The organism is Rhodanobacter sp. ANJX3 (assembly GCF_014200755.1).
Taxonomy (GTDB): Bacteria; Pseudomonadota; Gammaproteobacteria; order Xanthomonadales; family Rhodanobacteraceae; genus Rhodanobacter.
In genome coordinates, this window is record NZ_JACHCM010000003.1 from 524,429 (window position 1) to 545,153 (window position 20,725).

General features: G+C 62.9%; 16 protein-coding genes. 2 read left to right on the forward strand and 14 right to left on the reverse strand.

The window, feature by feature from the left end; genetic code table 11:
* Positions 1–65 precede the first annotated feature (65 nt).
* From tolB to HDE76_RS10960, 13 genes are all read right to left on the reverse strand, one after another.
* On the reverse strand, positions 66–1,403 hold the full coding sequence (gene tolB, locus HDE76_RS10900; protein WP_179477723.1) for a Tol-Pal system beta propeller repeat protein TolB: 1,338 nt from the start codon (positions 1,401–1,403) through the stop codon (positions 66–68).
* Positions 1,400–2,341, reverse strand: coding sequence for a cell envelope integrity protein TolA (locus HDE76_RS10905; protein ID WP_184507361.1), 942 nt, complete (start codon positions 2,339–2,341; stop codon positions 1,400–1,402). The genes tolB and HDE76_RS10905 overlap by 4 nt, the downstream gene beginning before the upstream one ends.
* A complete protein-coding gene (locus HDE76_RS10910; RefSeq protein WP_179477725.1) occupies positions 2,328–2,777 on the reverse strand; it encodes an ExbD/TolR family protein in 450 nt (149 codons plus the stop codon). Before HDE76_RS10910 ends, HDE76_RS10905 begins: the two co-directional genes overlap by 14 nt.
* Positions 2,778–2,791: 14 nt before the next feature.
* Entirely contained in the window at positions 2,792–3,475 is a 684-nt protein-coding gene (gene tolQ / locus HDE76_RS10915) for a protein TolQ (protein WP_179477726.1), read from the reverse strand.
* Positions 3,476–3,619: 144 nt separating this feature from the next.
* Positions 3,620–4,036, reverse strand: a complete 417-nt coding sequence (ybgC, locus tag HDE76_RS10920) for a tol-pal system-associated acyl-CoA thioesterase (RefSeq protein ID WP_179477727.1) — start codon at positions 4,034–4,036, stop codon at positions 3,620–3,622.
* Positions 4,029–5,078 (reverse strand): Holliday junction branch migration DNA helicase RuvB, encoded by a 1,050-nt coding sequence (ruvB, locus tag HDE76_RS10925; RefSeq protein ID WP_179477728.1) that lies wholly within the window; start codon positions 5,076–5,078, stop codon positions 4,029–4,031. Before ruvB ends, ybgC begins: the two co-directional genes overlap by 8 nt.
* 154 nt (positions 5,079–5,232) lie before the next feature.
* On the reverse strand, positions 5,233–7,095 hold the full coding sequence (locus HDE76_RS10930) for a potassium transporter Kup (RefSeq protein ID WP_184507760.1): 1,863 nt from the start codon (positions 7,093–7,095) through the stop codon (positions 5,233–5,235).
* Between the two features lie 43 nt (positions 7,096–7,138).
* Positions 7,139–7,735, reverse strand: a complete 597-nt coding sequence (gene ruvA / locus HDE76_RS10935) for a Holliday junction branch migration protein RuvA (protein WP_184507364.1) — start codon at positions 7,733–7,735, stop codon at positions 7,139–7,141.
* Positions 7,736–7,799: 64 nt separating this feature from the next.
* Positions 7,800–8,321 (reverse strand): crossover junction endodeoxyribonuclease RuvC, encoded by a 522-nt coding sequence (ruvC, locus tag HDE76_RS10940; RefSeq protein WP_184507367.1) that lies wholly within the window; start codon positions 8,319–8,321, stop codon positions 7,800–7,802.
* A gap of 81 nt (positions 8,322–8,402) precedes the next feature.
* On the reverse strand, positions 8,403–9,137 hold the full coding sequence (locus HDE76_RS10945; RefSeq protein ID WP_184507371.1) for a YebC/PmpR family DNA-binding transcriptional regulator: 735 nt from the start codon (positions 9,135–9,137) through the stop codon (positions 8,403–8,405).
* A gap of 94 nt (positions 9,138–9,231) precedes the next feature.
* Complete coding sequence (locus HDE76_RS10950) at positions 9,232–9,903, reverse strand: alpha/beta fold hydrolase (protein ID WP_184507374.1); 672 nt, start codon at positions 9,901–9,903, stop codon at positions 9,232–9,234.
* 153 nt (positions 9,904–10,056) lie between these two features.
* Complete coding sequence (gene aspS, locus HDE76_RS10955; protein ID WP_184507377.1) at positions 10,057–11,823, reverse strand: aspartate--tRNA ligase; 1,767 nt, start codon at positions 11,821–11,823, stop codon at positions 10,057–10,059.
* Between the two features lie 103 nt (positions 11,824–11,926).
* Positions 11,927–12,274, reverse strand: a complete 348-nt coding sequence (locus HDE76_RS10960) for a zinc ribbon domain-containing protein (RefSeq protein WP_179477734.1) — start codon at positions 12,272–12,274, stop codon at positions 11,927–11,929.
* A gap of 534 nt (positions 12,275–12,808) precedes the next feature.
* Here HDE76_RS10960 and HDE76_RS10965 point away from each other — a divergent pair.
* Together HDE76_RS10965 and HDE76_RS10970 are read left to right on the forward strand one after the other, a co-directional pair.
* The gene (locus HDE76_RS10965; RefSeq protein ID WP_343205691.1) at positions 12,809–15,277 is read left to right on the forward strand and encodes a TonB-dependent receptor; all 2,469 of its coding nucleotides are present in this window, start codon (positions 12,809–12,811) and stop codon (positions 15,275–15,277) included.
* A 248-nt stretch (positions 15,278–15,525) separates the two neighbouring features.
* Entirely contained in the window at positions 15,526–18,006 is a 2,481-nt protein-coding gene (locus HDE76_RS10970) for a TonB-dependent receptor (protein ID WP_184507380.1), read from the forward strand.
* Positions 18,007–18,084: 78 nt separating this feature from the next.
* Here HDE76_RS10970 and clpB read toward each other — a convergent pair whose 3' ends face one another.
* The gene (gene clpB / locus HDE76_RS10975) at positions 18,085–20,682 is read right to left on the reverse strand and encodes an ATP-dependent chaperone ClpB (protein ID WP_179477736.1); all 2,598 of its coding nucleotides are present in this window, start codon (positions 20,680–20,682) and stop codon (positions 18,085–18,087) included.
* Positions 20,683–20,725 lie beyond the last annotated feature (43 nt).

Sequence of the window (20,725 nt, forward strand, 5' to 3'; positions counted from 1 at the left end):
CGTCGTTGCCCCTTCCTTGGAGGGTCGATGCCAGCGCGTAATCGCGGGCCGGCATCTTGCAAGAATCAACGCTCGCGGTACGGCCCCCATGCGGGTTCACGCACATCACCGTCGGACAACACGAGCCGCTGGCGAACATTGCCATCGGCCGATACCGAATACAGCACACCGCGCGTTCCCTCGGTCGCGGCATACAGCAACATGCTGGCGTTCGGCGCAAAACTCGGGGATTCGTCATAGGGACCGGGCGACACAAAGCGCACCTGACCGCCCAGACTCTGGTCCATGATCGCAATACGATACACGTTGCCGTTGCCCTGCACCATCGCGATCTGCTTGCCGTCGTAGCCCACCGAGACGTTCTGGTTGTTCTGACCCTGGAAGCTGATGCGCGTCGCCGTGCCGCCACTGGCCGGTATCTGATAGATCTGCGGTTTACCCGAACGATCGGAAGTGAAGTAGATCGTCTGGCCATCCGGCGACCACACCGGCTGCGTATTGATGGCGAGGTTGTCCGAGGTCAATCGGGTTTCCTGGCGGCTGGCCATGTTCAGCACGTAGATGTTCAAGTTGCCCGAGAACGACAGCGCCACGGCCAGCTTGCTGCCGTCGGGCGACCAGGCTGGCGCACCGTTGATGCCCTTGGGGTGCGATTCCACCAGCTGGCGCGAGCCGGTAGTGATGTCCTGCACGTAGATGTTGGAGTTGCCGCTTTCGAACGAAACATAGGCGATCTTCTTGCCGTCCGGCGACCACGCCGGCGACAGCAGCGACTCCTTCGAACGGGCGACCACCTGCGGGTTGAAGCCGTCGGAATCGGCGACCAGCAGCGAATAGGTCGTGTTGTTGCCAAGGCCGACGGCCGTGATGTAGGCGATGCGAGTCCAGAAAGCGCCGCGCACACCGGTGATCTTTTCATAGATCGCGTCGGCGATCTGGTGCGCGACGTTACGCAGATCGCCTACCGGCGCCGGCTGCATCGCCTGCGAGAGCAAGCTCTGCTGCTTGTTCACATCCCACAGCTCGTACTCGACCTGGACCATGCCGTTGCCGGCGTCCTTGAGTCGGCCGACCACGATGTAGTCCTGCTTGAGCAGGCGCCAGGTCGCGAACTTGATGTCAGAGCCCTGCGACGGCAGCTCGACGATGCTGGCCTTGTCCAGCGCGCGAAACTTGCCGGAGCGGTTGAAATCGTTATGGATGACGTCGGCCACGTCGGTCGGCGGCTGCGAGCCGCCCTGCAGGGCGAACGGCACGACGGTGATCGGAGTGGCGGTCTTGACGCCACCGACGATGTCGATCTTCAAAGACTGCTGCGCGTTAGCGGAGGTAGCGAAGATCGCCACGAAGGCCAGCAGGATGAAGGCGAAGCTTGAGCTGAGTTTGCGCATGGGCTTGATCATTGCGGCCTGAAGGTGAAGGTAAGGTTGCGACGGAACACGCTTTCGAAGCCTTTATAAGGCAAGGTCTTGGTACGAAGAACAGCATTTTCGACCGAACGTTTGCCCGCATCGTCATACGGGCAGTTGGCGGCGGCGGTGGCGCTGATCACGTCGCCGCCCGGCGATTGCACGATGTTCACGTCGCACGGCGCCGCAGCGATGTTATCCGGCCGCAGCCAGTTCGGCGTGACCGCATTCTGAATGGCGGCCGCGTACGCGCTGCTGAGATCGGTGTGATCGCTGTTGTTGCCGCTCTGCAGCTGGTCGGCCTTGGGCAGATCCGGCTGGTTCTGGTCGCTGGCCAGATCCTCCATCTGCTGCTTGGCCTGCTTGGCCTTGCTGTCGAGCTTTTTGGTCTGATCGGCAGCCGCATCCATCTTTTTGAACAGTTCGTCGACCTTTTTCTGCTCTTCCTGCTTTTTCTTTACCGCCTGCGCATCGAGCTCGGACTGGCGCTGCTGCTCCTTTTCTTCCTGGAGCTTCTTCGCGTCGTCGGCTTTCTGCAGCGCGTTCTCGACCACTTTCTCCTGATCCACCGTGTCCGGGTGCTCCGGCGGCGGCGGGAGGGTCTTGATTTTGGGCTCGTCCGGCTTGGGCGGCGTCGGCGGTGGCGGCGGCGTGGTCGGCGGCGGTGGCACCGTGTCGGTCACCTTGCTCTTCACGGTTTTCGGCGGCGGGCTGCCGGTCGGGCCAATGAAAACGGCTTGGATCACCTGCCCCTGCAGATTCAGCGGCGGTGTACAGGTGATCGGATTCATCCACGCGGGCAGGCCCAGCGCGTTGATGAAGTTTTCGAAGCTCGAGCACGGCAGCGTCGCGAGGAACAGAAACGCCACGATACCGACGTGCAGGATGGCGGAAAGTATGACCGCCTTCGGCGTGCCCTTACTTTCGTCCATTCGTCCCGCCCGACCCCGGCTGGCTCAGCAGTCCGATCTTGCTCACCCCCGCCTGCTGGAGAATCGGCAAAATCACGTAGACCTTGCCGTAAACCGCGTTCTTGTCACCGGCAAGTATTACCTGCAGATCCGGATCGGCCTGCTGGAAAGCGGTGATCTTGGCCGTGAACTCCTCGATGCTTACCGGCTCGGCCTTGCCGTCGCCGACCTTGAGCGAGATCTGGCCGTTCTCTTCGATCGACACGACCACCGGGTCCTTGATGTCCTTCAACGATTTGGCGTTGCTTTCGGGCAACTGCACCGGCACGCCGAGGCTCTTCATCATCGGCGTGGTGACCATGAAGATGATCAACAGCACCAGCATCACGTCGATGTAGGGTACGACGTTGATCTCGGACTTGAGCTTGTAGCGTTTGCGACGCTGGGAAATGGCCATGAATGCTGCTCCGCTCAGACCACGTCGTCGGTCTGGATCTGCCGCTGCAGCACGGAGGAAAACTCTTCCTGGAACACTTCGTAATGCGACGCCACGCGTTCGACCTTGGTGGCGAAGCGGTTGTAAGCCCACTGCGCCGGGATCGCGGCGAACAGGCCCATGGCGGTGGCGATCAGTGCTTCGGAGATGTGCGGCGCGACCACGGCGATAGTCACGTCCTTCATTTCACCCAGACCCTGGAACGCACCCATGATGCCCCACACCGTGCCGAACAGGCCCACGTAGGGGCTGATCGAACCGACGTTGGCGAGGAATTCCAGGTTGCGCTCGAGCAGGCCGATCTCCTTGGTGCCGGTGACGCGCATGGCACGCTCGGAGCTCTCCACCACAGTGCGCACGTCGTGCGTCCTGCGCTGGCGCTGACGAGCGAACTCGCGAAAGCCCGACTCGAAAATGTTCTCGATGCCGCCGGCACCGCCGCGATTGCTCACCTCGCGAAACAGCTGCGCCAGATCGCCGCCGGACCAGAAGCGCTCCTCGAACGCCTCGGCGTTTTCCATCGCGGCCTTGGTCTGCGAATGCTTGCGGATGATGATCACCCACGACATGAAGGAAAACACCACCAGCACCAGCAGCACCAGTTTCACCGGGATGCTGGAATCGGAGATCAGCGAAAAAATATTCAGTCCACCGTTCATTGCTTGAGGGTTCTCCGCCGGTCGGCTTGATTGAGGTAAAACTTGGGTTGTCGGGTTTGCGCCCGCGTCGATCGTATGGCAATCCGATCGCGCGAGCTTGTGTCGACGGGCCAGACAGTCAGGTCCGAACCCGCGTTTCGAAATTCAGGCGATGGAACCGGCGGGAAAAAGGTCCGCCGGGATTTGCGTGGGCCGCATGCGCTCGAGCTCGACGCAAGCGGCCCGAACCGTGGCTCGGACCAGGCAGGTGCCGTCGCCGCGCAGCACGGTCTGTGCGAACAGGATACTGGCTGCACGGCGCTCTTTGACGTCCACCGTTACCGACAGTTCATCATCCAGCAGGGCGGGCCGGACGAAATCGATCTGCATATCCTTCACCACAAAGCCCAACCCGGTCGCCTTGCGCAACATCGACTGGTCGATACCGATGGCTCGCAGCCACTCGCTGCGGGCGCGCTCGAGAAAGCGCAGATAGCTGGCGTGGTACACCACGCCGCCGGCATCGGTGTCTTCCCAGTACACGCGCACCGGCCAGTGGAAGGGCAGCAGGGTTTCAGACATCGCCGACATCCGCCTGAAAAAGATCGGCCGACTGCGTCGCCCGCGGCGGCGGTGCAAGGCCCAGATGGCGCCAACCCTTGGCGCTGACCATGCGACCGCGCGCCGTGCGGATCAGATAACCCTGCTGGATCAGATACGGCTCGACCACGTCTTCCAGCGTGCCGCGGTCCTCGCTGAGCGCCGCGGCCAGCGATTCGACGCCGACCGGGCCGCCGTCGAAGTTCTCGACGATCAGGCTGAGCAGACGCCGGTCGAGTTCGTCGAAACCTTCCGGGTCGATCTTCAACATGTCCAGCGCGGCCTTCGCCGCTGCGAGAGTGATCTCGCCTTCCGCACGCACTTCGGCGTAGTCGCGCACGCGCCGCAGCAGGCGGTTGGCGATGCGCGGCGTGCCGCGCGATCGGCGCGCGATTTCGGTAGCACCCTCGGGGGCACACACGATGCCCAGGATGCGCGCGGCGCGGCGCACGATCTGGGTGAGTTCGTCGGTGGAATAGAATTCCAGCCGCTGCACGATGCCGAAGCGGTCGCGCAGCGGCGCCGTGAGCATGCCGGCGCGGGTGGTCGCGCCGATCAGGGTGAACGGCGGCAGGTCGAGCTTGATCGAGCGCGCGGCCGGACCTTCGCCGATCATGATGTCGATCTGGAAATCTTCCATCGCCGGGTACAGCACCTCCTCCACCACCGGCGACAGCCGATGGATCTCGTCGACGAACAGCACGTCGTTCGCTTCGAGATTGGTCAGCAGCGCGGCCAGATCGCCGGCGCGCTCCAGCACCGGGCCGGAGGTGGAGCGCACGTTGACGCCCAGCTCGTTGGCGATCACATGGCTCAGCGTGGTCTTGCCCAGGCCGGGCGGCCCGAAGATCAGTACGTGATCGAGCGCGCCGCCGCGCCTGCGCGCCGCCTCGATATAAATCGACAGCTGCTCGCGCACCGCCTGCTGGCCGAGGTATTCGGCGAGTCGCCGCGGGCGGATGGTGGCTTCGAGGGCCGCGTCATCCAGCTGTGCGGCGGCAGTGATGATTCGCGCTTCGGTCATACGGAAATTATGGCAGGCAGGAACGGGGAACGGGGAACGGGAAAGAGCGCAGAGAGCAAAACGCGGGCGCGCGCAAAATTTTGACGCCCAACAGATTCATATAGTCGCGGAATAGCCGATGTTCCCTATTGCCCAGTCCCCGTTCCCGTCCGCCCTAAATTTCCACCTGCGCGCCCAGCTCGATCAGCCGATTGCCCGGGATCTGGAAGAACGCCGTGGCCGGCAGCGCGTTGCGTGCCATGAACACGAACAGCTTGTCGCGCCACAGCGCCATGCCCGGGCGGCGGCGATCGGCCACGATGTTTTCGCGCGACAGGAAGAACGTGGTATCCATCATGTCGAACATCAGGCCCTCGCGGCCGCAGTCCATCAGCGCCTGCGGGATGTTCGGATACTCGGCAAAGCCGAAATGCAGCTCGAGCCCATAAAAATCGTCGCCGAGAGTGATCAGGTTGATGCGCTCGGAGCGCTCGGCCACGGGCGTTTCCAGCATCTCCACCGTGAGCAGCACGTTGCGCTCGTGCAGCACCTTGTTGTGCTTGAGGTTGTGCAGCAGCGCGCTGGGCACCGAGTTCTGGTTGCCGGTGAGAAACACCGCCGTGCCCGGCACGCGCAGCGGCGGATGTTGCCCGATGTTTTCGATGAACGGCTTCAGCGCAAGGCCCGACTGCTTGATTTCGCGCAGCACCAGCTCGCGGCCGCGACGCCAGGTGGTCATCATGGCGAAAACCACCACACCCAGCGCCAGTGGGAACCAGCCGCCGTATTCGATCTTGATCAGGTTGGCGCTGAAGAACGACAGGTCGATCAACAAAAACAGCGCGCCCACGGCAATGACGGCGAACAAATTCCAGCGCCACTGGTAACGGGCCACGACCAGGGCCAGCATCGAGGTAATCGCCATGGTGCCGGTCACCGCAATGCCGTAAGCCGCGCTGAGATTGTCCGACGAGCGGAAACCCAGCACCGCCAGCATCACCATGATCAGCAGAAAATGGTTGACCCACGGCACGAACACCTGGCCGGACATTTCGTTCGACGTGTGCACCACGGCCATGCGCGGCGAATAACCCAGCGACATCGCCTCGCGCGTCATCGAATAGGCGCCGGAAATAACCGCCTGCGATGCAATCACCGTGGCCGCGCAGGCCAGTGCAATCATCGGGATTTTCAGCACGTCCGGCGCCAGACGGAAAAACGGGCTGTCGATGGCCGACGGATCGCTCAGCAACAGCGCACCCTGACCGAAATAGTTGAGCACCAGCGCCGGCAGTACGAAGCTGAACCAGGCCAGCCGAATGGGCTTTTTACCGAAATGCCCCATGTCCGCATACAGCGCCTCGGCGCCGGTCAGCGCCAGCACCACGCCACCCAGCGCGATGAAACCCTGGAAGCCGTGCAGCTCGAAAAACCGAATGCCATACCAGGGATTGAGCGCCAGAAGCACGTGCGGGTTGCGCAGAATCATGTGCACGCCGAGCAGCGCGATCACCACAAACCACACCACCATGATCGGCCCGAACAGCCGCCCCACGTGCTCGGTGCCGCGGCGCTGGATCGCAAAAAGAACCAGCAGGATGACCAGCGTTATCGGCACCACCCAGCTCGCCATGTGCGGCGCAACGACTTTGACGCCCTCCACCGCCGACAGCACCGAAATCGCCGGTGTAATGACGCCGTCGCCGTAGAAAAGCGACGCGCCGAAAATGCCCAGAATCGCCAACACCCAGCGCAGATTAGGCCGGTCGCGCACGCTGCGCTGGGCCAGCGCCATCAGCGCCATGATGCCGCCCTCACCCTTGTTGTCGGCGCGCATGATGAAGACCACGTATTTCAGCGACACCACCAGAATCTGCGCCCAGAAAATCAGCGACAGCACGCCGAAGATGCTTTCCGGTGTCGGCCTCATGCCGTCGTGGGTCAGCGTGACTTGCAAGGTGTAAAGAGGACTGGTGCCGATATCGCCGTAAACCACGCCGATCGCGCCCAGCGCCAGGATGGCGAGCCGACGACGCATATCGGTCGTGCCATCGACCTGCGGTATTGCCTGAGTCACGGAATCAACCTCCCAACGCGGCGCGCAGCGCCTTGCGAATAATGGCCTCGGCGTTGTCGCCGTCGGCCGCCACTTTTTGTACCAGCCGCGTCACTTCGGCCGGCTTGTAACCGAGCTGCTGCAGCGCCACCGTGGCTTCGCCCGCCGCATCGAGCGGTACGTCGACGCCGCCGACCCGCGTACCGGACACGCTGGTGAGTCCGTCGACGCGGTCGCGCAGCTCGATCACGATGCGTTCGGCGGTTTTCTTGCCGATGCCGGGGATCTTGGTCAGCGCCACCACGTCGCCGGTTTGCACCAGACGCGCGAAGTGGTCGGTGGACACGCCGGAAAGCACCGCCAGCGCGATCTTGGCGCCGATGCCGCTGACCTTTTGCAGGCTGCGGAACAGCGCCCGCTCGGATTCGTGCATGAAACCGTAAAGCGCCACGCTGTCTTCCTTGACCGCGTAATGCGTGAGCAAGGTCACTTCCTTGCCGTTGGGCGGCAGGTCGTAAATGGTCGACATCGGCGCTTCAAGTTCGTAACCGATGCCGCCAACTTCAATCATCAGCCACGGCGGCTGCTTGGAAATCAGGGTGCCGCGAAGACGACCGATCATCGCCCGCGGATCTCGCTGCTTGCCACGTCACCGATCGCTCTATCGGTTGCGGCACCCAGGATGTTCATCGGCGGCGTCTCCAGGCTGTACGTGGAATACCGACGCGAGCCAGGCTCGCCCGCGTATGGGCGTGCGTCACCGCGATCGCCAGTGCGTCGGCCGCATCGGCCTGCAGCGGCCCCTTGATTCCCAGCAAGATACCGATCATGTGCTGCACCTGAGTCTTGTCGCTGCGACCGCCGCCAACGACGGATTTTTTCACTTCCGTGGCGGCGTATTCATGCACTTCGATGCCCCTACTGACGATGGCGCAGATCGCCGCACCGCGCGCCTGACCGAGCTTCAGCGCCGAGTCCGGGTTGCGTGCCATGAACACGCGCTCGATGCCGCACTCGGCCGGCCGATGCGTGGCGATGATGTCACACAGTTCGTCAAAGATGCGTTTCAGCCGCAGTGGAAACGTCGCCTCTGCCGCCACCACGAGCGCGCTATGAAACACGTGGCTGAGCTTGCCGGCATCATCCACATCGATGATGCCGACGCCGGTACGCTGGCTGCCCGGATCGATGCCGATGATGCGGGTCATGAAAGGCGGCTCACGAAAACGGGCACGACATCGTGTTCCAGAGGTCCGGGCGCAGCGGCGGGGGCGCCCGCCGGCGGGCGCTTACGGATGAGCCTCGGCCGGCAGCAGCGCGTTGTGATACACGTCGTGCACATCGTCCAGCTCTTCGAGCCAGTCGATCAGATCGAGCAGGGGCTCCTGCGCTTCGGCCGGCACCGCGCTGCGATTAGCCGGCCGCATCACCACCTCGGCGCGCGCCGGCGTGAGCCCGGCCGCAGCGAGCGCCTGCTGCACGGCATCGAGACTGTCCGGCGTGCAAAGCACGCTGCTTTCGCCCGCTTCGTTGATCACGTCGTCCGCGCCCGCTTCCAGCGCCGCCTCGAGAATCTTCTCCTCCAGCGCCTCGTCGCCATCGGTGACGAAGACCAGCTCGCCGCAGCGGCGGAACTGGAATGCCACCGAACCGCTGGTGCCCAGATTGCCGCCGTGCTTGGTCAGCGCGTGGCGCACGTCGGCGACGGTGCGCACCGGGTTGTCCGTGACGCAGTCGATGATGAAGGCGATTCCGGCCGGGCCGTAGCCCTCGTAGCGCATCTCGTGCATTTCCGCGCCGCCGTCGGCACCGGAGCCGCGCTTGATCGCGCGATCGATGGTGTCGCGCGTCATGTTCGCCGCCAGCGCTTTGTCCACCGCCGAACGCAGCCGGGCGTTATCGGCCGGATCGGCCACACCGGCGCGCGTGGCCACGGTGATTTCGCGGATCAGCTTGGTAAACACCTTGGCTCGCTTGGCGTCTTCGACGCTCTTGCGACCTTCGATGGACGGACCTCTACCCATGACGATTCCTGCGCTGCGCGGATGGACAAGCCGGCGATTTTACCGCACTCCGGTGGCAACACGGCAAAAGGCGTAACGATCCGAATGCATTGGCTCACACCGACGCGATCGAACCGCCGCCGACCGGCATCGACGCTGCCGCCGCAAACGAGCCCTGGCGCAGAAACCGACCCGTATGCAGCGCCACGTCGGCGGAGAAAAGCAGGCCGGTGTGGCTGGTGTCCACCACGCAATGATCGGCCAGACCGGGCAGCCGGGTTTCCTCCACCGCCACGGTGCCGTCGTGCTCGCCCTCGATATTGGCCAGCACCGCGCCAAGGCCGATCGGCGTGCGCCCGGCAATCACGCCGACCTCGCGCACGCCATCCCAGTGCTCGAAACCGCGCTCCAGCAATTCGCGGTTATGCCCCAGCAGCACCTCGCTGCCGCGGCCCCAGCGTGCAAAGCCGCGCGCCGCCGCGCTGCCCATCAGCGGCGAACCCAGGCAAACGATGCGGCCGGCGGGCAGTTCGCCTTCTTCATGACAGACCTGCAGTGCCAGCAACCCGCCGAGGCTGTGCCCCACCAAATGCACCGATACGGAATCCTCGGCCAGCAGCTGCATGCGCGAGAGCAGGCGGCCAAGAATGCGCTCCTGCGAGTTGGCCACGCTCATGTAGTCGAAACGGTGAACCCGGAAACCCTGCTCGATCATCCGACGATGCAGCATGGCCAGCGCGAAACCGCGCATCCACAGGCCGTGCAGCAAGATGACATGTTCGGTCATGGGACAGGTATCGGCAAACCTACGAAAGAACAGCCGCGAGCCGTTTATCACTCCCGCGGTACGAAACCCGATTGTGCCCGCCACGCCGGTCGCCGATGTCAACGGGTTGTGCAAACGCCCTCGACACGCCTCAGCAAAGCCGACGACCCATGCTCAGCCTATCGGCTCGGCCGCCACCCGTACGTGCAGTTCTTTCAGCTGCGCATCGCCGACCATCGACGGCGCGTCGGTCATCAGATCCTGCGCGCTGGTGGTCTTGGGGAAGGCGATCACATCGCGGATCGACTCGGTGCCGGCCATCAGCGCAGCGATACGGTCGATACCGAAGGCCAGGCCACCGTGCGGTGGCGCACCGAATTTCAGCGCCTTCAGCAGAAACCCGAACTTCATCTCGGCCTCTTCCGCACCGATGCCGAGCAGCTCGAACACCGCGCTCTGCATGTCCGGTCGATGGATACGGATCGAGCCGCCGCCGATCTCGTTACCGTTGAGCACCATGTCGTAGCCGCGGCTCACCGCCGTAGCCGCGTTGACGCGCAGATCGCCGATGTCGTCAACCTTCGGTGCGGTGAACGGATGATGCAGGGCGACGTAGCGCTGCGCCTCATCGTCGTACTCGAACATCGGAAAATCGGTGACCCACAGCGGCTTCCAGCCGTCTTCGACCAGACCGCGATCCTTAGCGACCTTCAGGCGCAGCGCGCCCATGAAATCGGTGACGGTCTTCCAGCTACCGGCGCCGAAGAACAGCATGTCGCCGCTCTGCGCACCGGTTGACCGAAGCACGTTGTCCAGCGCAGCGTCGTCGAGAAACTTCGCCACCGGCGAGTTGATCCCCTCGCGGCCCTTGGTCAGATCGTCGATGCGCAGCCAGGCCAGGCCCTTGGCACCATAACGCGTGACGTATTCGCTGAGCTGGTCGATTTCCTTGCGCGTCAGCGTGCTGCCACCCGGCACGCGCAGCGCCGCCACACGGCCGCCGGCATCGTTGGCCGGCTCGGCAAACACCTTGAATTCGACATGTTTCACCGCGTCGGCGATATCGATCAGCTCCAGCGCAATGCGCAGGTCGGGTTTGTCCGAACCGAACCGGCGCATCGCCTCGGCCCAGGTCATGCGCGGAAAGGCGGCGTCGAGTTCCACGCCCTGCACTTCCCGGAATACGTGACGAATGAGCTCTTCGACGAAATCCTGCACGTCCTTCTCTTCGACGAAGGCGAACTCCAGGTCGAGCTGGGTGAATTCCGGCTGGCGATCGGCGCGCAGGTCCTCGTCGCGGAAGCAGCGGGCAATCTGATAATAGCGATCGAAACCGGCCATCATCAGAATCTGTTTGAACAGCTGCGGCGACTGCGGCAATGCATAGAATTGGCCGGGATGCACGCGGCTGGGTACCAGGTAATCGCGCGCGCCTTCCGGCGTGGCCTTGGTCAGGATCGGCGTTTCCACGTCCTGGAAGCCGCGCTCGTCCAGATAGCGGCGCAGCGCCTGCACCAGCTTGATCCGCTTGCGCATCATCGCCTGCATCTCGGGGCGGCGCAGATCCAGATAGCGATACGTCAGACGCATCTCTTCGTTCGGGTTTTCGTGCAGGGCGAACGGCAGGTCTTTCGCCGCGTTGAGCACTTCCACGCTATCGGCCAGCAGCTCGACCTTACCGGTTTTCAGCTTGTCGTTGACGGACAGGCGCCGACGCAAGGTGCCCGTCACGCGCAGGCAGTACTCGTTGCCGATATCGCCAGCCACGGCAAAGGCGGCCGCGTTGTCGCGCTCGATCACCACCTGCGCCAGACCCTCATGATCCCTGAGGTCGACAAACGCCACGTGACTCTGCAGGCGCAACGTGTTGACCCAACCGCAAAGCGTGACCGTCTGGCCAATCAGCGACTCGTCGATGAGGCCGCAATAGTGCGTGCGCATGCGCTTGAAACTCCGGACCGCGAAGCGGCTGAATCAGGTGGAAAAGACCGTCAATCGTATCACCGAGGCGGCCGGCCACGCACGCCGGCCGCCAGCAAGCGCCTCAATCGGCGCTGCCACCGGCCGGTGTCGAGGGCGATGGCGCCGGCGCGGACGCAGAAGGCGCAGGCGCGGCAGCAGGCGCGCTCTTTTCGGAAGACTCGGGCTTGGCGCTGGTGGCGCTGCCGCCCTCACTCTTGCTGTCGGCAAGATTGCGCTTCTTGTCGCTGTCGGACTTGAAGTCCGTCTCGTACCAGCCGCTGCCGGCCAATCGGAACGAGGGCGCGCTGACGCGCCGTTTGAGCTGTGGAGCGCCGCAGCTGGGGCAGATCGTCGGGTCGTCGTCCGACAGTTTCTGCAGGCGATCGAAGCGATGCCCGCAGCTGGCGCACTCGAACTCGTAGATAGGCATCTGAAAAACTCCAACTTCAAAGTCGGCATATGACCGACAGCGCGCCATTATCGGCCCGATCGGCCGAATTTCAACGCCGGCAACGCCATTCCTTCGCCGCCGGCCCTCGGGGGTAGAAGCGTCGAGGCTTCGTCCTGCCCCGATCGGCGGCGTCAGGCGGATACGCGTGGCCCGATGCCTATTTAGGCGTCCAGACGTCCATTTACGGAGATCGGGCACAGACGCCTGATGCACGTTCGCCCAGGACGCACAGCTTGCGCCATGCCAAAACACCACCCGGGTCGTCATTGCAGGAGTGGCCCCGGATCGATTATTGCAAAGCAACATATGCGTATCGAAACACTCGAGATAGTTTCATATGCAAGTATTTGTTTTATTTGGAAATGCCAAGTGTTTCAACAAATGGAAATACATGTGAATTATTTATTGCGCATCGCATCAATTTCACTTAGGGTCGAACCAGCACTGCCGATAGAGCGTGCCGCGGTGAGGGGACCGCCGCCACTAGCAAGTGAATCTGGGGAGATTTTCAATATGGCAACATTTCGTCGTAATCGATTGGCCAGCGCGCTGATTCCACTGCTCAGCATGAGCCTGTTCAGCACCGCACTATGGGCACAGGACGCTGCAAGCTCCACCGCGCCCAGCGATACCGCTGCGGCACCGTCGAAAGACACCAAACAGCTGCAGCAGGTGGTGGTCACCGGCACCCGGCAATCCACGCGCACGGTTGCCGAGTCGCTTTCGCCGATCGATGTGCTCACGCCAGCCGACATCAACGCCAGTGGCGCCACCGATATCGCCAGTGCCCTGAACACGCTGCTGCCGTCGCTCAATTTTCCTCGGCCCGCCATCAACGACGGCAATGACGCGGTTCGCCCGCTGACCCTGCGAGGCCTGTCGCCGGATGACGTGCTCGTGCTGGTCGACGGCAAGCGTTACCACACCACCAGCCTGGTCAATTACAACAACTCGATCGGTCGCGGTTCGGCCCCGGTCGATTTCAACTCGATCCCTATTTCCGCCATCGACCATATCGAAGTGCTGCGCGATGGCGCCGCCGCGCAATACGGCTCGGACGCCATCGCCGGCGTGGTCAACATCATCCTCAAGCGCGGTAGCGCGCCAGGCAACAATGAAATCACCGCCAATGGCGGCATCATGGACAAGGGCGACGGCGCGCAAAATGGGTTGTCTGGATCGGTCGGCATTCCCTTGAGTGGCCCGCAAGGCAGCGCACCAGGCTGGGCCAGACTCGCGTGGAACTACTCCGACGTGATGAACACCAACCGCGCCCAGAACACCGACATCGCCACGACACTGACCCCTGACAACGCGAACGCGCAAGGCGTGCCGTACGAGCGCTACGGCGATCCGGCGGTAAAGACCTATCAGGCCCTGCTGAACTTCGGCTACGACCTGACGCCGAACGTCGAACTCTACGGCTACCTCAATCTAAGCCGCCGCGATGTCACCTCGAACGGCTACTACCGATCCGGTGACAACTATCGAAATGCCACGGCGATCTATCCGAACGGCTTTCTCCCCCAGATCATCAACCATGTGAACGATGCCTCTGCGGTCGTCGGCATCAAGGGCACCACCGACAACGGCTGGCACTGGGATGCCTCGGCCGATTTCGGCTACAACCACATGGTTTTCGATATCAACAACAGCCTCAATATCAACCAGTACTACAGCACGCTGGATGCCACCGGCGTCGGATTCAGCCCGACCTACTTCAACGCCGGCAACTTCACCACCAAGCAGGACGTGGCCAACGTCGATCTGAGCAAGGAATACTCGCCGAGCTTCCTGCCCAACCCCGTCACCGTGTCGTTCGGCGGCGAATACCGCAAGGATTACTACGATATCGGCGCGGGCGACCCGAATTCCTATTACTTCAATCCGGCTATCATCGATCCGATCAGCGGTGACGTGGCGCCCGGTGGCTCGCAGGTCTACCCGGGCCTCAGCCCAGAAGTGGCCGGCAACTTCCAGCGCCACAGTGAGGCAGCCTACGTCGACCTGGAAACGGATATCACCAGCAAGCTGTCCGCCGGTGTAGCCGCGCGTTACGAGGACTACAGCGACTCGGGCTCGACCCGCTCGGGCAAGCTGTCGCTGCGCTATCAGCTGACCGATACCTTCGCCCTGCGGGGCACCGCATCGAACGGCTTCCGAGCACCCTCGCTGGCGCAGCAGAACTACGAGTCCGTGGTGACCCTCCAACAAAATGGCGTACTCCAACAGGTCGGTACGTTCCGCACCTCGAGTCCCACCGCCATTGCCCTGGGCGCCAAGCCGTTGACCCCGGAAAAGTCCACCAACTATGGCCTGGGTGCGGTGTGGCAACCGACCAACGATTTCAGCGCAACGTTGGATGCCTATCAGGTACGGATTTACGACCAGATACTCTACAGCGACCAGTTGAATGTCACACCCACTCTCGCCAATGGTGAAGTCAGCGGCGCACAGTTCTTCGTCAACGGCGGCACGACCCGCACACGCGGCGCGGACCTGATCCTGAACCAGCGCTTCGAGTTCAGCGAATGGGGCAAAGTCAATGTCGGTCTCAGCGGCAACTACAACAAGACCGTCGTGCTGGACGTGACCAATCCCAACTTCGGCCGTTCCAGCCAGGGCCTACTGACCTCGTCCACACCGCGCACCAAGTACGTGCTTTACGGCGACTGGGCCATCCAGAATGTCGACCTGCATGCCAACCTCACCCGCTACGGCTCGGTGATACGTCGCGGTGACGACGCCAACGGTGACGAAGATCAATTCTTCTCCGCGCGCTGGCTGCTCGATCTGGCGGCCAGCTACAACCTGGATGCCTGGACCTTTACCGTCGGTGCGGACAATGTCACCAATCAGTACCCGACCAAGGTGGCGCCGAACAACGAGTACGACTACGGCTCGGGCCTGCAGTACTCCGCTCTGTCGCCGTTCGGTTTCAACGGGCGCTACTGGTACGGAAAGGTCACGTATCGTTTCTAAGTTCGAATAGACTCAAGACAAAATCCCGGCCGCAACGCCGGGATTTTCATTCGATGGCGACCACCGTACAAAAGCGCATCGCTGCACAAAGGGCAAAAAGAAGAGCCAAACGCTTAACCAGCGGCCATAACCTTATGTATTGGTCTTATATCCATTTGGACATATAGACGTCTATATCGATTGACCGATTATTCATTCGTCGTTAACCTGCGATTTCTTCCATCAAAGACACAGGTTTAGAGAAAGCAATGATCAGCAAGCGCCAAAGCCGTTTTATCCCGGCCTATTTGCCCGCCATCATCGCGCTTGCACTCTCAAATGCAGCGGCAGCGCAAGACACCACACCAGCACCCACGCCAGCCAAGACCAAGGATCTCAGCGCAGTGATCGTGACCGGTACGCGCTCGGATAGCCGTACGAAAAGCAGCTCGCTCACGCCGATCGATGTCGTCTCGGCGAAAGTGCTGCAGCAGACCGGCACCAACGATTTGCCCACGGCACTCGCGCGCATTATCCCGTCGCTGAATTTTCCGCGACCCTCGGCATCGGATACGGCGGACAGCCAGCGCCCGGCCCAGCTGCGCGGCCTTTCGCCGGACCAGGTGCTGGTGCTGGTGAACGGCAAGCGCTGGCATGCGGGCGCGATTCTGCTGAACAACGGCGTCATTGGCCGGGGTTCGCAGTCGGTCGATCTCAACACCATTCCGCTGTCGGCCATCGATCATATCGAAGTGCTGCGCGACGGCGCCTCGGCCCAGTACGGCTCCGACGCGATTGCCGGTGTGATCAACATCATCCTGAAAAAGGGCGCCAAGGGTGGCGACGTCGAGGTCACCGGCGGCCAGTATTCGGCGGGCGACGGCCGGCAGTGGCAGGGGTCGGCCGACTTCGGCATACCGCTCGCCGACGACAAGGGCTGGCTGCGCCTGTCCGTACAGAGCGGCAACGAGGACTACACCAACCGCGCCGCGCCGGACACGCGGCCGGGCTATACCGCGCTGGGCGTGAACTACCGCCAGGGCGATCCGGCCGTGCACGACAGCAATGTGCTGCTCAATACCCAGTACGACATCACCCCCGATGTGCAGTTCTACGCGTTCGGCCATTTCGGTCGTCGCCAGAGCACCTCGCCGGCGTTTTTCCGTTACGGCACCAACGCGCCCAAGTCCAACAACGCGCTGATCGGCGAGGTCTACCCCAACGGCTTTTTGCCGCTGGAGCACGCCGATTCGACCGATCAGTCGCTGGTCACCGGCCTGCGCGGCACGCTCGACGGCTGGCGCTGGGACCTGAGCGGCAATTTCGGCCGCAACCGGGTTTCCTACGAAACCCAGAACAGTCTCAACTACGCCTACCTGCACGACTTCGGCACCACGCCGACGACATTCGACGACGGCATTCTCACCGCCGCCCAGGAAGCGGTCGACCTCGATATCGCCAAGGACCTTTCGCCGAGCTGGCTGCCCAACCCGTTGACGGTGGCGTTCGGCGCCGAATACCTGCGACAGACCTACAGCATCGCTGCCGGCTCGCTGCCGTCCTGGTATGTCGGCACATCGGGCGTGTCCGGCGGCGCGCAGGGGTTCGCCGGCTGGCAGCCGGCCAATGCGGTGGACGCGTCGCGGCAGGACGTGGCCGAATACCTCGATCTGGAGACCAACCTGACCGATCGCCTCGCGGTTTCGGCCGCCGTGCGGCACGAGCACTACAACGATTTCGGCAACACCACGTCGGGCTCGCTGGCCGGCCGCTTCGATTTCACCGACCGCTTTGCCCTGCGCGCCAGCGCCTCGACCGGCTTCCGCGCACCATCGCTGGGGCAGCAATACTTCTCGCAGATATCGTCGCTGTTCTATGCCACGGGCAATTCGGCCGGCCTGCCCGCCGGCATCTACAACTCGGGCCTGGTACCGGTCAGCAGTCCGATCGCGCGCCTGCTCGGTGCGCAGCCGCTGAAACCGGAGAAGTCCGAAAACTTCACCTTCGGCGCGGTCTGGAACCCGACCGATGCGCTGACGCTCAGCGCGGACATCTACCAGATCGATATCCAGAACCGCATTGCGCTGTCCGGTGCGATCTCGACCACGGCGCCGTCCGTGGTGAGCTATCTGACCGCCAATGGGATCACCAACCTCAATTACAGCAGCCTCAACTACTTCACCAACGCGGCCGACACGCGCACGCGCGGCGTCGATTTCGTCGGCACCTATCTGGCCGATTTCGGTACCGCGGGAACGCTCTCCACCACACTCAGCGCCAACTACAACCAGAACAAGGTCACCCAGGTCAAGGCCAATCCGGCGGTGCTGCAAAACCTCGGCGTCAACTTCGTACGCCTGAGCCGCCAGGACATCGAGGGTTATCTGGCCAACTCCACCCCCCGCAGCAAGCTGATCCTCAGCGAGCTGTACAACGTCGGCAACTGGGGCGTCACTGCGACCCTGACCCGCTATGGCAGCTACACCAGCTATGTCAGCAACCTGGCCAGTTACAACGTCGCCACCGGCGTGGTCGACCAGACCTTTTCGCCGAAGTGGCTGCTGGATCTGGCGGTTAACTACCGGTTGAACAACTGGACCTTCACAGTGGGCGCGGACGACGCGCTGGACACCTATCCGGACCGCAATATCGCCAACAACACCAACAACGGCACCCTGCCCTACTCGACCTTCTCGCCGTTCGGCTACAACGGCGCCTACGTCTACGGCAAGGTTCGCTACAGCTGGTAGTCACCCTATCGCTCGACAAAAAATCCCGGCGCAGACGCCGGGATTTTTTTGTTCGTATGTCGCGGCGAAGGCCGACGATCAGCGTGTGTGAAACGCCAGCTCACCGCTTTCGACGTCCACGCCGATCGTGGAACCGGCCGCGTAGCGTCCCTCCAGAATCTGCTTGGCCAGCGGATTTTCCAGCTGCTGCTGGATCGCCCGCTTCAGCGGCCGCGCGCCGTAGACCGGATCGAAGCCAACGTTGCCGAGCAGGACCAGCGCGTCATCGCTGACTTCCAGCTTGAGCTGACGCTCGGCCAGTCGTTTTTCCAGATACGCCAGCTGGATGCGTGCGATCGCGCCGATCTGCTTTTTGTCCAGCGGACGGAACACCACCAGCTCGTCGAGCCGGTTGATGAACTCCGGCCGGAAGTGCGCCTGCACCACGCCGAGCACCGAGGCCTTCATCTGTGTGTATTGCTCTTCGCTGTCCAGACTGCCGCCGTTGTCCGACATGTCCTGGATCACGTTGGAACCGAGGTTCGAGGTCATCACGATGACGGTGTTGCGAAAGTCCACTGTGCGGCCCTGGCCGTCGGTGAGACGGCCGTCGTCCAGTACCTGCAGCAGCACGTTGAACACGTCCGAGTGCGCCTTCTCCACCTCGTCCAGCAAGATCACGCTGTACGGACGTCGACGCACTGCCTCGGTGAGATAGCCGCCTTCCTCGTAACCCACATAACCGGGCGGCGCGCCGATCAACCGGCTCACCGAGTGCTTTTCCATGAACTCGCTCATGTCGATGCGCACCATCGCATCGGTGGTGTCGAACATGAACTCGGCCAGCGCCTTGCACAGCTCGGTCTTGCCCACGCCGGTAGGGCCGAGAAACAGGAACGAGCCGCTGGGCCGATTCGGATCGGACAGCCCGGCGCGCGCGCGCCGGATCGCGTCGGACACGGCGCGAACGGCCTCGTCCTGACCGACCACGCGACGATGCAGATCGTCTTCCATATGCAGCAGCTTTTCGCGCTCGCCTTCGAGCATCTTGCTGACGGGGATACCGGTCCAGCGCGCCACGACTTCGGCGATTTCCTCGGCGGTGACCTTGTCCTGCAGCAGCTTGAAATCCTGCGTCTCGGCGGCCTGTGCCGCAGTGAGCTGCTTTTCCAGCTCGGGCAGCTTGCCGTACTGGATTTCGCTCATCTTGGCGTAGTCCTGCTGCCGCTGCGCCGCATCGAGCTCCTGCCGCGCCTGCTCGATCTGTTCCTTCACGCGAGTGACGCCCTGCAGGGCCGCCTTCTCGGACTTCCAGATTTCGTTGAGATCGGAAAACTCGCGCTCGAGCTTGTCGACGTCGGTTTCCAGATCGGCCAGACGCTGCTTCGATTCGCTGTCCTTTTCCTTCTTCAGCATCTCGCGCTGGATCTTCAGCTGGATCAGCCGGCGCTCCAGCCGGTCGAGCTCTTCCGGCTTGGAGTCGATCTCCATGCGGATGCGCGAGGCGGCTTCGTCCATCAGGTCGATCGCCTTGTCCGGCAGCTGGCGGTCGGCGATATAGCGATGCGACAGCGTGGCTGCGGCGACGATTGCCGGATCGGTGATCTCCACGCCGTGATGCACGGCATAGCGCTCCTTCAGCCCGCGCAGGATCGCAATGGTGTCCTCGACGCTGGGTTCGCCCACAAAGACCTTCTGAAAGCGGCGCTCCAGCGCGGCGTCCTTCTCAATGTACTTGCGATACTCGTCCAGCGTGGTGGCACCGATGCAGTGCAGCTCGCCGCGCGCCAGAGCGGGCTTGAGCATGTTGCCCGCGTCCATCGCGCCGTCGGCCTTGCCGGCGCCGACGACGGTGTGCAGCTCGTCGATAAACAGGATTACCCGACCTTCCTGCTTGGCCAGGTCGCTGAGCACGGCTTTGAGCCGCTCCTCGAACTCGCCGCGGAATTTGGCGCCGGCAATCAGCGCGCCCATGTCGAGCGACAGCACGCGGCGATCGCGCAGGCCTTCGGGCACTTCGCCCTTGACGATGCGCTGAGCCAGACCTTCGACGATGGCAGTCTTGCCGACGCCGGGTTCGCCGATCAGCACGGGGTTGTTCTTGGTGCGCCGCTGCAGCACCTGAATGGTGCGGCGAATCTCTTCGTCGCGACCGATCACCGGGTCGAGCTTGCCGCTTTCGGCCCGCTCGGTCAGGTCGATGCAGTATTTCTCCAGCGCTTGGCGCTGCTCCTCGGCATTTTCGCTCTGTACCTTTTCGCCGCCACGCAGTTTGTCGATCGCCGCTTCCAGGTTCGACTTGGTCGCACCTGCCGCCTTCAGCGCCGCGCCGAGCTCGCCCTTGTCTTCCAGCGCCGCCAGCACGAACAGCTCGCTGGCGATGAACTGATCGCCACGCTGCTGGGCCAGCTTGTCGGTGAGGTTGAGCAAGCGTGTCAGCTCGTTGCCCGCGTGGATATTGCCTTCCTGACCACTAACCTTCGGCAGCCGTTCCAGCAATTCGTTGACGCGCTGCTGCAGCGCCGGCACGTTGACCTGCGCCTGCGTCAGCAGCGGCCCGGTCGAACCGCCCTGCTGATTGAGCAGCGCGGCCATGACGTGCGCAGGTTCGAGCATGTTGTTGTCGCGACCCACGGCCAGCGACTGCGCGTCCGCCAGCGCCTGCTGGAAACGCGACGTGAGTTTGTCCATTCGCATCGATTAGCCCTCGGTAGATTTGGCGGACGGCCATCGCTCGGCC

Coding starts and splice junctions, on each gene's coding strand:
- tolB (WP_179477723.1), bottom strand. CDS start 1,403: ATGATCAAGCCCATGCGCAAACTCAGCTCAAGCTTCGCCTTCATCCTG.
- HDE76_RS10905 (WP_184507361.1), bottom strand. CDS start 2,341: ATGGACGAAAGTAAGGGCACGCCGAAGGCGGTCATACTTTCCGCCATC.
- HDE76_RS10910 (WP_179477725.1), bottom strand. CDS start 2,777: ATGGCCATTTCCCAGCGTCGCAAACGCTACAAGCTCAAGTCCGAGATC.
- tolQ (WP_179477726.1), bottom strand. CDS start 3,475: ATGAACGGTGGACTGAATATTTTTTCGCTGATCTCCGATTCCAGCATC.
- ybgC (WP_179477727.1), bottom strand. CDS start 4,036: ATGTCTGAAACCCTGCTGCCCTTCCACTGGCCGGTGCGCGTGTACTGG.
- ruvB (WP_179477728.1), bottom strand. CDS start 5,078: ATGACCGAAGCGCGAATCATCACTGCCGCCGCACAGCTGGATGACGCG.
- HDE76_RS10930 (WP_184507760.1), bottom strand. CDS start 7,095: ATGCGTCGTCGGCTCGCCATCCTGGCGCTGGGCGCGATCGGCGTGGTT.
- ruvA (WP_184507364.1), bottom strand. CDS start 7,735: ATGATCGGTCGTCTTCGCGGCACCCTGATTTCCAAGCAGCCGCCGTGG.
- ruvC (WP_184507367.1), bottom strand. CDS start 8,321: ATGACCCGCATCATCGGCATCGATCCGGGCAGCCAGCGTACCGGCGTC.
- HDE76_RS10945 (WP_184507371.1), bottom strand. CDS start 9,137: ATGGGTAGAGGTCCGTCCATCGAAGGTCGCAAGAGCGTCGAAGACGCC.
- HDE76_RS10950 (WP_184507374.1), bottom strand. CDS start 9,903: ATGACCGAACATGTCATCTTGCTGCACGGCCTGTGGATGCGCGGTTTC.
- aspS (WP_184507377.1), bottom strand. CDS start 11,823: ATGCGCACGCACTATTGCGGCCTCATCGACGAGTCGCTGATTGGCCAG.
- HDE76_RS10960 (WP_179477734.1), bottom strand. CDS start 12,274: ATGCCTATCTACGAGTTCGAGTGCGCCAGCTGCGGGCATCGCTTCGAT.
- HDE76_RS10965 (WP_343205691.1), top strand. CDS start 12,809: ATGGCAACATTTCGTCGTAATCGATTGGCCAGCGCGCTGATTCCACTG.
- HDE76_RS10970 (WP_184507380.1), top strand. CDS start 15,526: ATGATCAGCAAGCGCCAAAGCCGTTTTATCCCGGCCTATTTGCCCGCC.
- clpB (WP_179477736.1), bottom strand. CDS start 20,682: ATGCGAATGGACAAACTCACGTCGCGTTTCCAGCAGGCGCTGGCGGAC.